This is a genomic window from Neokomagataea anthophila (assembly GCF_018122595.1).
Taxonomy (GTDB): domain Bacteria; phylum Pseudomonadota; class Alphaproteobacteria; order Acetobacterales; family Acetobacteraceae; genus Gluconobacter; species Gluconobacter anthophilus.
In genome coordinates, this window is the sequence record NZ_JAGRQH010000002.1 from 257,311 (window position 1) to 270,226 (window position 12,916).

9 protein-coding genes are annotated in these 12,916 nt (G+C 51.5%); 2 read left to right on the top strand and 7 right to left on the bottom strand.

The genetic code is table 11. The annotated features are described in order from the left end of the window. Positions 1-69: 69 nt before the first annotated feature. The 5 genes from KB213_RS04085 to aroA all read right to left on the bottom strand — a co-directional run bounded on the left by KB213_RS04085 (position 70) and on the right by aroA (position 10,594). Entirely contained in the window at positions 70-3,057 is a 2,988-nt protein-coding gene (locus KB213_RS04085; RefSeq protein WP_211680751.1) for a glycosyltransferase, read from the bottom strand. A gap of 19 nt (positions 3,058-3,076) precedes the next feature. Further along, entirely contained in the window at positions 3,077-6,424 is a 3,348-nt protein-coding gene (locus tag KB213_RS04090) for a glycosyltransferase family protein (protein WP_211680932.1), read from the bottom strand. A gap of 225 nt (positions 6,425-6,649) precedes the next feature. Further along, positions 6,650-8,359: a 30S ribosomal protein S1 gene (rpsA, locus tag KB213_RS04095; RefSeq protein WP_068169650.1), complete on the bottom strand. Its 1,710-nt coding sequence runs from the start codon at positions 8,357-8,359 to the stop codon at positions 6,650-6,652. Between the two features lie 268 nt (positions 8,360-8,627). Next, a complete protein-coding gene (gene cmk, locus KB213_RS04100; RefSeq protein ID WP_068169648.1) occupies positions 8,628-9,260 on the bottom strand; it encodes a (d)CMP kinase in 633 nt (210 codons plus the stop codon). Then, entirely contained in the window at positions 9,260-10,594 is a 1,335-nt protein-coding gene (gene aroA / locus KB213_RS04105; protein ID WP_408903711.1) for a 3-phosphoshikimate 1-carboxyvinyltransferase, read from the bottom strand. Before aroA ends, cmk begins: the two co-directional genes overlap by 1 nt. Before the next feature lie 160 nt (positions 10,595-10,754). On the opposite strand from aroA, the gene KB213_RS04110 reads away from it, so the two are divergent. Continuing rightward, positions 10,755-11,084: an FYDLN acid domain-containing protein gene (locus tag KB213_RS04110; RefSeq protein ID WP_211680753.1), complete on the top strand. Its 330-nt coding sequence runs from the start codon at positions 10,755-10,757 to the stop codon at positions 11,082-11,084. A gap of 13 nt (positions 11,085-11,097) precedes the next feature. Continuing rightward, a complete protein-coding gene (locus KB213_RS04115) occupies positions 11,098-11,649 on the top strand; it encodes a chorismate--pyruvate lyase family protein (RefSeq protein WP_249110208.1) in 552 nt (183 codons plus the stop codon). Here KB213_RS04115 and KB213_RS04120 read toward each other — a convergent pair. Both KB213_RS04120 and KB213_RS04125 read right to left on the bottom strand, forming a co-directional pair. Then, positions 11,646-12,155, bottom strand: coding sequence for a GNAT family N-acetyltransferase (locus KB213_RS04120; protein ID WP_211680754.1), 510 nt, complete (start codon positions 12,153-12,155; stop codon positions 11,646-11,648). The two genes, KB213_RS04115 and KB213_RS04120, sit on opposite strands and share 4 nt — an antisense overlap. Before the next feature lie 11 nt (positions 12,156-12,166). Continuing rightward, on the bottom strand, positions 12,167-12,913 hold the full coding sequence (locus KB213_RS04125) for an SDR family oxidoreductase (RefSeq protein WP_211680755.1): 747 nt from the start codon (positions 12,911-12,913) through the stop codon (positions 12,167-12,169). Between the last annotated feature and the right edge of the window lie 3 nt (positions 12,914-12,916).

Consider the following 12,916-nt stretch of genomic DNA (forward strand, 5'->3'; position numbering starts at 1 on the left):
CTGTTTCCTCAAATAGTTCGCTATCGCGAAACGGCATTAACCTACCAGTTCAATGAAAGCCTGATCTGATCAGACAATACAAGTCTGTATAATCTGATCGAGGTCACGTCTGAACTTTGCAGGCGAACATTCTTCTCGAATCGATGATAAAGCTTCATTACGTAGACGAGCCCACAATTCACCATCTTGATACAAACGCACAATAGCATCTGCAAAAGACTTCGCATCGTCGCCCCCAGCATGAAGCAACTGCTTGCCGTTCTCCCAGCCAACCTGAGAGGCCAACAAAGATGTCACCACCATAGGCACACCTAAACTTGCAGCTTCTTGCACCTTAAACGGCAAACCACCCGCAAAACGTGTCGGCGCTACAAATACTCGGTGCCGATCAAAAAGCGGCCCCAAATCATGTACGGCTCCAACAATATCAACTCGTGGATGCAATGCAAACGGGCTCATATCGACAGATGGGCTAATAAACCCAGCGATGCTGAACTTCACATCTGCAGGTAATACGCCATCCAAATGTGGCAGCACTTCTTCCACAAACCACTCAAGACTATCATGGTTTGGTGATCCAGCATCATGCAAAGCCCCTAAGAACAGGATATCACGCCGTTCTTCAAAGCCCGCAGGTGTTGGTTTAGGGCGCATTTCATGCCCAAGCACGGACACATTATCATACCCAGCACGACGCACCAAAGACGCGTCATTCTCGGTAACAGTTACAATACGCTGACAAAAATGAGCTGCATCCAATTCTTCTTGCAACATCTCATCAAAGTCTTGCTCAGCACGCGGCAAGTCCAACACTTCCAAACGTCCCAACGTCCGTGGTGTTGCAATAACTTCCGTATCCAGAACCGCACCACCCGCAGGAAGATAACGGCTAGTTTCATTCAAGATCGGAAGCAAGCGCACCATATTATGCGTACGCCCTACCCACAGAAGGTCATAATACCCTGTGCGTTCTTGAATAAACTCTGCAAAATCCGCCACATGCAGGTCTGGCAGCAACTCAACCGTTTCTGGAAAATCTCCAAAAATATCCAGAACGCTCTGCTCACGCGGCAACATTGGGAAAACCGTAACATGGTATCCTAATGCTGCCATCTCCCGCACCACATCATTGGATCGAACATAGCCAGACCCTAAGCGCCGAAGCGGCAGACGATCTTCAATGAACAAAATCCGTTTCTCATCCCGTCGACGCTCACGCGCATGAACGGCATTGCGCAAATGTGGGGGCTGTTGATTCCGCAAGAAATCCGGATGTGCCCGAGCAAAGGCTTTCAAATTCGCTTGCATCAAAGCCAATGATCCTGATGCACCCGAACTGCCGAACTCCAAATGTTCAATCACCACTGTTGGATCATAAACAACCCGGAAACCCGCTTTAATGATACGAACGCACAAATCGGCATCTTCGAAATATGCTGGCCGGAAACGCGGATCATATCCTGACAAACGGCGCAGTAACGATGACCTGACAACGATAAACGCCGCTGAACAGTAATCAACATCACGAATAAAATTCGCTTCCGGCACATTCGGATCCGCGTCACGCAGGTAGCCATACGTACCACCATCACGCCACACGACCGAACCTGCCTCTTGCAAGTGCATATTGGTCCGAATAATCTTTGCGCCAACAGCACCAATATTCGCTTCCGACCGAATACGCTTCAAGGACAAACGCAACGCATCCGGTGCTAGGCGAATATCATTATTCAAATACAAAACAAACGGGGCTTCAACCTCGGCAAGACCCGCATTACACCCTTCAAGGTATCCAATATTATATCGATACCGTAAAAGTTTAACCCCTCGTACAAACTGCGCTAATTGACGACTCTGATCATGAGAACCTGAGTCCACAATAATCACTTGAATTGCGCCCGAATAATTCGCTCGCAATGACGCCAAAGCCTGCATGGTCAATGCAATCTTATTATACATGACCATAATCACACTGATTTCCGGCAAGCCAGAATATGTGAAGTCCAAACGGCGTCGTACCAGCATCGGCAATTGTGCTTCAGCTTCGCGCTCAAACACAACCTTTGCTTGCACCTCATCAATCTCAGCGATACCTGCTAACGCCGCTTGCGAGTCAGGCGTCACACGCCCGGCAACATAATGCGTAAAGGGTGTATCAAAGAGCTTATTGTGCAAATCACGTCGCACTTGTGGACGTGATTTATAAGCATCCATGCTCAAATTTTTACCAGGCGAGCGGCCTTCATTTGCACCAAATTTAACGAAATGATCATAACCATTCCGAAAAACGCCTTGGTCTAAGGCAGCCTTCAGGTCTGGATAGAGTTCTGCATACTCATCCTCAGAAAAGAACTCTAATGGATCGTAATGCCGTGCTCTATCATTCGTCATATAATGATGCAGAGCACTACTATAACGCCCCTCATCAATATCCTTCTGAACAGACGGATAACGATTTAAATACCAAACTGGGTCAAAATACCACGACACACGCCCCGCATTAGCCACTGACGCTGGCAGTACCAACCAAGACGAAAATAAATTGTCGTTCGCCGAAAAATAATCTGGAAAGTGGAGCGCTAACTGACGGCACAATTCCAAATCAAAAAAACGATGACCAATATAATTGCGCTGAGAGCCAACTTCTAAATAGTGATCATAACCATTTAAAAAACCCTGCTCTTCGAGTGCTCGCTGCGTCAGTTCATGATAACGACGTCGATATTCGAGCTCATCAAAAAGCCAATGACCCGAATTATGGACGTAACCAGCAGAACAATAATGGGCAAACCCAGATTCATAATGCCCTTCAATAACAGCCTTATGCACATCTGGATAAAAGCTTAGATACCATACCTCATCAAAATATCGGTTTGGCGAATGACCATATTTACGACCAAACTGATTATAAAACTCTTCGGCATCCCCTATGCCTTCTTTTTTCATCCATTCTTCAGCCTCAGGGTATCGCAGTAAATACCACTTGGCATCAAAGATACGCCAGCAAGGCTGACGTATCTTCACATTAGAAATAACTTCGCTTTGTTCACCCGGCATTACGTCGTGCCCTTAATGTTCAGGACATAGCCCGCTGATTAAGAAGCGCATCGACATGCCGAGCATCTTCCTGAGACAAACCCTCTCGGATTGTAGACTGAATTTTACCCTTACTAAAGTTCACGGCCAAATCAGTTACATAAGTCCCAAAGACTTCACCGGCAACGTTCAAGAGCGCAACTTGATAACGCCCTTCCAAAACCAGAGCATAGCCACGCTTCGGGTCAAATGTGCCCTCAAAACCTGCACACAAAGGTGCATCTTCATGAACGACGGCCACATCATGCCGAACACAACGGTTCAATGCTGACAGAACAATTTCACCACGCTCAGGCTGTACCAAGGCAACATACATTTGCCCTGCACGCTGCAAGCCCTTTAAGAAAGCCCAACCACGAATATGCAGAACACCTTCAGCTTCAACCTCACGGAGTGGCTCTCCGACAACTCCCGTAAAATCGTCGATAAACTGCTCTAAACGTCCTTCCCCGTGCGAATGTAGGCCTTCTTTTTGAGCCGAGGCCAACTTAATGCCACGCAGTACGCCATCATTATGCGCAACCCGCTCAAAGTCAGTGAGAATTTGTCCATTAGAAGGAGATACACGCTCAATTTCCGTAATCTGACCGCCTTCAACCTCGATCTGATACGGTGTTAATTGAAACGCACCCTGCCCCTGAAGTACGTTGATCAAACCAACGCGGAAACGACCTTCACACCATTTTCCGCGCAATGCTGCACGCCCTGAGAAACCAGAACGGCGCGGAGAATCTGCAAATAATTTTGCAATATCGCTGCGCGTCTCCCGTTGGCACTCAACGTAAATCGTAGGGCTATCCGGCGCTTCACCGATAAGAACAGCCAGCATACGCCCTGCTGTAGAAATTCCCGGCAACAAGAACCACCCACGAATATGGAACTCGTTCGCACTGTCAAAATCAATCTCAACACCCGGCCGGAAAACATGATGACAAATATCATCAACGTAACATTCCGCACCTTGGATCGAGAACCAATCATTAACCTCAATTGGCAACTCAATCGAGAGATCACGCTGCGTCGGAGGATCAAAAATATGACGTGGTGGGGCCTGATGACGCCAATTATTATGCGGCAACAGATGCACTTGCCCAGCATCAATACGCAGGTCAGAGACCCCCATATCACGCCGTGGCGCTATATCACGGTATAACTGCAACAGATCACGCGAATATTCTGTCGCATTTGTCAAAAGATGCGGCCCAATATTCGCCATCATCTTACGACGCAGTGCTTCGGATGAACGGAGCATTTCCAAACGCTCCAGCACCATGCTCGGACGGTTAATCGGCACCTTAAAGCCGTTCACACCGTCTTCAACACGGTCTCCCAAAGCCCCTACATCGGTCACAATCGGAAGAAGACCATTCTGCCATGCTTCTGACAGAGAAATACAATATGTCTCAGGCCAGATAGAGAGGTTCAATGCAACATCTGCAACCTTCAGCGCATCAATCTCACCCATATCATAACGGCCATACACCGTGACATTTGAGCGCGGCACTGAGTTAAGAACTGCTTCATATTCTGGGTGGACGTACCCAAAAATATGGAAGTGGAAGTGATCAGGGTGGGCAATTTCGATCAAGCTTAGAATGGTGTCAGCGCCCTTCGTACGAAGGAAGTTACCAACAATAGCCACCCCTAATGGACGCCCTTCCAAAGACTTATAGGCCTTTGGCACAACTGGCACTGTATTCTCAGGGCTTGGAATACCCGTAATCAAACTGACCTTTTGATCCAAGATCGGGTAAATATCATGTGTCAGATCGCGGGAGTGCTGCGTACCGAACATGATCGCGTCGACCGAACGCAACATCTTCGCAATAAATGCACGGCGTGTCTGCTCACCACCGTATTCAACATTCTCTGCAGCTTTAAGGGTAACATCCGCAGCCAATACAGAACGGACTTCGTCCTCTACATAACGCAGTTCATGGTTCAACAGGTTATAGCGCGACGAAACCAGCCAGAAATCATGCGCAGAGAACACAACACCAGCGCCGCTTGCTTTAGCAATAATCGGCAAGGACAAGGCATGGTGCCCAAGGTGCTGGAAGTGGACAACATCAATATTATATTGCCCAATAACACTCGAGAAGGCCATTTCCTCGGCCCCATCACACATGACATCCTGCCACCCTGCTTCTGGGACTTCAAAGCGATCAAGCTCCTGACCGCTTGCCGTTGTCATCCAGCACGAACCACCACGACGCAGCCAGTAGAAAAACTCAACATCACGCCCCAGCATTGAGCACAGCGCTTGTTGATAGACCTCAACACCTCCCCAAGCCTGCTCATGAATCGTGGAGTGCGTGCACATCAAAACGCGCAAACGGCGACGACGCTCAACAGGAACGATACTATCGGTACGACGGCCAAAATCTGCCCCCGTGATTTCTTGCATTTTCCGCAAGCGATTTTCATACAAGTGGTGCTGCAAGACAGACTTTTGCGCAGCCTGAGCGGCTTTACGCCGTACACTCTTGCTCTCCAAAAGGCGGGCAACAGCAGCAACAACCCCATCGGGGTCACGTGCAAGGCTTACGCCATCAACTGTTTCGAAATGCTCACTCGCCATGCTTTCCGGCGCTTCAACAACTTGCGCTGTACCAGCCAGACCAAGCTCAAAGAAACGCGGCCCAGGAGCAGTCGCTTGGCTTACATCACCATGACTTGCATAATCACGAAACATGGTCAGCGTCACGGCACTGACATTCGCAAAATCAATAAATGCTTCATGGCTGACTGGACGCTGAATAGCCAAAGCTGCCAAGTCTGCCGGCAATGGCGGCAGGTACTCGTTACCCGGGCAAATCAGCTTCAAACGCGCATCAGGGAACGCCGCAATCACTCGGCGCAACGTCTCGACACGGTTTGGCCACATCGTGCCCGCAAAGAAAATATCATACTCAAGTTCATTGGCCGTCAGTACTTTACGTTCATGAATCGATGTACTGGCTGCCAACGGCAGGTAATGGCCTTTGCCATTATAATACTCCGCACAAGACGGATCATTCGTGAAAACGAAGTCAAACAGGCCAGCATTTTCAACGTTGAAATCCCGCATGAAGGGGTCTTCAAACGTCCACAAAATCATCGTTTTGAATGCTGGACGAATACGACGCAGCAGCGGCAAGTGAATACGCTGCGCATCAATGCAGATCAGAACATCATGAGCACCTGATGCTGCTATACCCGCCAAAGACATGTTGTCTGCAACAACAACGTCATCACGCCCAAATAGAGACTTCGCAGCGCGCTCTATCGCAAGAGTAAGGTACGAATTGGGGTTATGCGTAAAGTTTGTATTATAAATGACCGCCATCAAGCAATTGAGCGCCTTACGCCCACCCCCAATTTAGAATCAAGACTCACGACATACAGTACACTTCGTGCGCACTGCACTCGACGTTATGATAATTTCTAGCTCAGTCATTAAAACAGCAAAAACGCCGTTCGCATACCCTCATGATTTAGAATAAATAAAAAAAAGGGCCGCCGAAGCGACCCTTTTCATAACACCTCAAATAAAAGAGGCATTATTTTTCCATCAATCCGTAGTACGGCGACGGATTGCTGCACCCAGGATATCACCCAGTGATGCGCCGGAATCAGATGAACCGTATTCCGTAATAGCTTGCTTGTCTTCCTCGACCTCACGGCCACGGATCGTCAGAGCCAGCTTGCGTGATGCACGCTCAACAGCAACGACCTTCGCATCAACCTTCTCGCCAACAGCGAAACGCTCTGGGCGTTGCTCTGCCTTGTCACGAGCCAGTTCTGCGCGGCGGATGAAGCCGTTCAGGACTTCGTCAACCTTCACTTCGATGCCGTTCGTCTGAACTGCGGTCACAACACAGGTTACGATTGCACCCTTCTGAACGCGTGCGAGCGTGTCAGCGGCTGGATCTTCCTGAAGCTGCTTGATACCGAGCGAAATGCGCTCTTTCTCAGCGTCCACGTCGAGAACCTTAGCCTTAACGACCTGGCCCTTCTCGTAGTTCGCCATGGCTGCTTCGCCAGCTTCGTCCCAAGACAGGTCGGACATGTGAACCATGCCGTCGATGTCTGCGGAGAGACCGATGAACAGACCGAACTCGGTGATGTTGCGGATTTCGCCTTCGATGACGGAACCGACTTTGTTCTCTTCTTGGAATTGCTCCCAAGGATTGCGCTGAACCTGCTTCAGGCCCAGAGAGATGCGGCGCTTTGAGCTGTCCACATCGAGAACCATAACGTCGACTTCCTGAGAAGTAGCAACGATCTTGCCCGGATGTACGTTCTTCTTTGTCCAAGACATTTCAGAAACGTGTACCAGACCTTCAACACCTGGCTCCAGCTCAACGAATGCACCGTAATCGGTGATGTTCGTGACGCGACCCGTGTAACGAGCACTTGCTGGGTACTTAACAGCAACATTTTCCCATGGATCAGCTTCAAGCTGCTTCATGCCAAGGGAGATACGCTGCGTGTCAGAGTTGAAGCGAATAACCTGAACGCGAACCGGCTGACCGATCTGAAGAGCTTCAGATGGGTGGTTGATGCGCTTCCAAGCGATATCCGTAACGTGCAGCAGGCCGTCAACGCCGCCGAGGTCAACGAACGCACCGTAATCGGTGATGTTCTTGACAACGCCGTCAAGGATCATGCCTTCCTTCAGGCCCTGGATCAGCTCAGAACGCTGCTCAGCACGGGTCTCTTCAAGAACGGCACGACGTGACACAACGATGTTACCACGTGCACGATCCATCTTCAGGATCTGGAACGGCTGTGGCTGCCCCATCAGCGGCCCAACGTCACGAACCGGACGGATGTCCACTTGGCTGCCCGGCAAGAACGCCATTGCGCCACCGAGGTCAACCGTGAAGCCACCCTTAACACGACCATAAATCGTGCCGTTCACGCGCTGGTTGTTGCCGAATGCACGCTCCAGAGCCGTCCATGCTTCTTCACGACGAGCCTTCTCGCGTGACAGAACGATGGAACCATCACGATCTTCGTAACGCTCAACGTACAGCTCGATAACATCGCCAGGCTTCACGTCAGGAGCGGCACCCGGAGGACCGAATTCCTTCAGCGCTACGCGGCCTTCGCTCTTCAGGCCAACGTCAACAATCGCGAACTCGTCAGACAGACGAATAACACGACCCGTAACAACGGAGCCTTCAAAACCAGTGTCGCGACCCAGTGTCTCGTCGAGAAGGGCAGCAAAATCTTCGGTGCCGTGTGCAACCGAGTTCATCAGAGTGGCAGAAGCCATGTAGTCTAATATTCCCAGATTTCCGCAATACGCTGGAAATCCATGCTTGCGCCACACATGAAGTTGTTATGCGTGTGACGTCTCCCCGTCGGCCCTAAAAGCATCAAACGGGTCGGTGATCCAAAATACCCCTATGCCTGCCATGCACACATAAGAGGAAAGCAAACCTTTACGGTGCCTTGCCTTCAGAGCAAGCAAAGACACCCTTGACACAGTCAATGTCAATCAAAAAGTGCTTTTTCCACTCCCCAATCAGGATGAGAGGACGTTACTTACGACGCTGCGCAATGTAATCACACGCTTTTTGAAAAACCTCAGCCGCCGTCAAATCATCCGTATCAATCGTGAAGGCATCATCTGCCGCCCGTAACGGCGCAACATCACGCTCCGAGTCTCTTTGATCCCGGCTTTCAATCTCTGCCACCGCATGGCGCAACGCTTCACCTTCCAGCGGCATATCTGCATGCATCTGATGATAACGACGCAATGCACGTGTCTTGGCTGACGCCGTAATAAACAGCTTAACAGGCGCGTCCGGAAATACGACCGTCCCGATATCACGCCCATCGACAACGGCCCCACCCGTACGCCCAAAAACACGCTGGCGCTCCAGAAGAGCCGCACGCACAGCAGGCTGCGATGCAACCATAGACGCCGCACGATCCACTTCAGGAACACGCAGATCATTGCGCTGCAAATCTTCGGCCGTCAGATGTTGCGCCATGTCCTCCGCAGCATTCTGTGGGTCTCCGCCTGCATTGAGCACACGCCGCGCAACAGCACGGTACAACAAACCCGTATCCAAATACGGCAATCCATAAGCCTCTGCCAGAGCCCGCGCTAACGTCCCCTTACCAGCTGCCGCCGGCCCATCAACCGCGATAACAAACCCACCGGACATCAGCGAATTCCTGCCCCCAGAGCGTTCATCAATTCTACAAAACCCGGGAAACTGGTTTCAATAAACGCCGTATCATCCACGGAAACCGGCTTATGCGCCGCCAAACCAAACACAACAGCACTCATAGCCAAGCGATGGTCCATATGAGTCGTCACATGCCCTCCACCCAACTCACCGTTCAAGCCATGAACGATCAAATCATCACCTTCTACCGTGGTCGCAGCACCATTCACGTCCAACAGAGCAACCGTCGCAGCAAGACGATCACTCTCCTTAACGCGCAGCTCTTCCAACCCTTGCAAACGCGATTCCCCTTCTGCAAATGCACATGCAACCGCCAGAACAGGGTATTCATCAATCATAGAAGGCGCACGTTCTGGCGGCACAGCCACACCACGCAACGCCGAATAGCGCACACGCAGATCACCAACCGGTTCCCCACCTTCAATGCGCTCATTCAAAACCTCAAGATCTCCCCCCATCTCGCGCAAAGTTTGGAATAACCCCGTGCGCAAAACATTGAGACCGACACCCGTAATCAAAACATCAGAGCCCGGCACCAACAGCGCTGCAACAATCGGGAAAGCCGCGGAAGATGGATCCCCCGGCACCACGACATCGCGTGCGCTCAAGTGAGCAGGCCCAGTTAAGGCAATACGGCGCCCACCATCTGTCATCACATCAACGGCAACTGGCACGCCAAAGTGACGCAGCATATTTTCCGTGTGATCCCGCGTCGCCACAGGCTCTTCAACAACCGTTTGCCCCTGAGCGTTCAACCCAGCCAACAAAACAGCAGACTTCACTTGAGCAGATGCGACAGGCAAGCGGTACGTTAATGGCTTAGCCCCACACGTGCCACGAATAGCCATCGGCAAACGGCCACCTTCACGCGCCTCAAACACAGCACCGGTTTCACTCAACGGCACCGTTACCCGGCGCATTGGGCGTGAACGCAGTGAGGCATCTCCCGTCATCACACTCAAGAAAGGTTGCGTCGCCAGAATACCCGATAAAAGCCGAGCCGCCGTCCCTGAATTCCCCATATCAAGCACATCTTCAGGTTCTGACAGGGCACTGACACCCCGCCCATCAATAACCCAAACATCACCGTCCTGCGTGATCGTCGCACCCAAAGCCCGCATTGCATCCGCAGTGCGCAACACATCCTCCCCTTCAAGGAGGCCACTCACACGCGTTTGCCCCGTTGCAAGCGCTGCAAACATAAGTGAGCGGTGGCTGATGGATTTATCGCCAGGCACGCGGGTCGTACCCTGCAAGCCTGATAACGCACGAGAAACGGTCAAAGGTCGCTGATTCATAGTTTCGTTCATGCCGCCCAGAGCCGGATACTGTCAATTACCGTTTATGCATGAAAATTCCCCATTCTTCCCAAACGAATCACCTAAAAAACCCTAAAAACATTGACAGGCTCCGCTCAAGCTGGCATGGCCGCCCTTCTCTAATTCCGTGGCATTGGTAGGCTTGCGCAACATGGCAAAACCCGAACTCGGTCTAAAACGGACATGCGTTGATTGTGGTGTCCGCTTTTATGACTTGAACCGCGTCCCCGCGATTTGCCCCAAATGCGGTGGTACCCAACCGAGCGATATCGGTCGTTTGAAACAAAACGATGAGCCGCTCCCTGAAGAAAAAGATCCAAACGCAGCTCAAAACGAGCACGAAAATGACGTCGACGTCGATCTGGACACAGATGATGATGCCGATGATGTTATCGAAAGCGATGATGATCTGGATGATGACGATGATCTGTCAAACGACATCGAAGTCCCAACAGACAAAGACGACCGCGACGATAACTAAGAGCAGCACTCCTTTGCTCCGTTACGTTCTTCCCTCAGCATGTGCAGGCTTAATGCTTGCACTGCTGAGCGGATGCGCCGTTTCTTCACGGCACACTGATACCCAGAACCTCCAAGAACGTCTTGCCAGCCGCCCTAGCGCCACAGCAACGCTCCAGAGCTTCTGCCCATCCCCCATTCACGTTCACAGCGTCACAATTGGTGACTCGCCTGCTCCCACAGCCGATATCATTCAACGCTTAGAACTTACACCACCCACCGCACTTAAGCTGCGCCACGTTCAACTCCTCTGCAACGACATCCCCCTGTCCGATGCATGGAATTGGTACGTTCCTGCACGCCTCACCGCGGAGATGAATACCCGCCTTGAGCATAGCACCACCCCATTTGGTCGCGCCGTTCAAGACACACATTTTTCAAGAACCACCATCAGCAGCACAGCTATGCCAGCAACATCAGCTTATCTGCTCGAAAATCGTGCCGTTCTACGCCGCGCCAGCGATCATGCGCCGATCTCGCTCGTCATCGAAGACTACTTTCCCAGCGCTACCATTAACTACCGCTAAAGCATATCACGCCGGATCGCCCACCGTTCATGATCCCGCCACGCACCGGCAATCCGTAGATACTGCGGCGAAAAGCCTTCTTTTTGAAACCCTAAGCGATGAAGCAGTGCAATCGAACGCTGATTGTCAGGCTGCACATTGGCTTCAACCCTATGCAAACCCAAATCCCCGAAGGCACGCGCCAAGGCCAGTCGCACCGCTTCCGTCATAAGGCCCCGACCACACACCGCCTGCATCCCATAATACCCCAAATAAGCATTACAGAAATTGCCGTACACAATCTGGCTTAACGTCAAAACGCCAATCACCTGACCCGTCTGCCGCTCAAACGCAACGTAACCTACGGCACTGTCCGAAGAACAAACAGCAAACCACTGCCGAAAACCCGCTTCGTCACAAAACGGTGTCGCCCATGGCGCATGAAACTGCTTATTCGCGCAATTCGCCGCCACCAACGCATCACAGTCACCGGCAACCACCTTACGCAAGACCACAGGACTCAGCATAACGCCATACGTTACCGCGGAGACCAGTTTAAGTGCTGACCACCATCCAGCGCTAACATCTGCCCCGTAACCGATGGCAAAGCAAGCAGCATCCGTGCCGCGGCGGCTATCTCATCCGGCGAAGAGCCACGCCCTAACGGCGTACGATCACACATCGCCTGAAAATGCTCATCAGACTGCCCTACAGCAGGCAAAACAGGCCCCGGGCCAATAGCATTCACACGCAAGCGTGGCGCCAATGCGAGAGCCAAACTCTGCGTCAACGTCCATAGCCCTGATTTAGACAGAGTATATGTCACAAAATGCGGCGTCAGATTCCACACGCGCTGATCTAGAAGGTTCAGTACCATTCCTTCAGCATCATCCGGTAAAAACGCTGCCATATCTTGCACCAACACAAACGGTGCCCGTAAATTCGGCTCAAGGTGACGGTCCCAACTTTCGCGCGTTACATCACCAACCTCATCACGCGTAAAGACCGAGGCATTATTGACCAATACCCCTATAGGCCCCAGCGTATTGTGGACCTTCGCCACCAGACCACTGACATCTGCCTCACAGGCCAGATCCGCCTGCACAACGCAGCCACGGCCACCAATCTGGGCCAGCAGCGTCTCAGCCTCTTGCACACTTTCTCGGCAATGAATTGCAACGGAAAAGCCCTCTTGGGCCAACATCTCAACCAGCGCACGCCCAATACGCCGCGCGCCCCCCGTCACAAGCGCCACGCGTGGCATTTTTGTCGAGATTGGTAACATAGC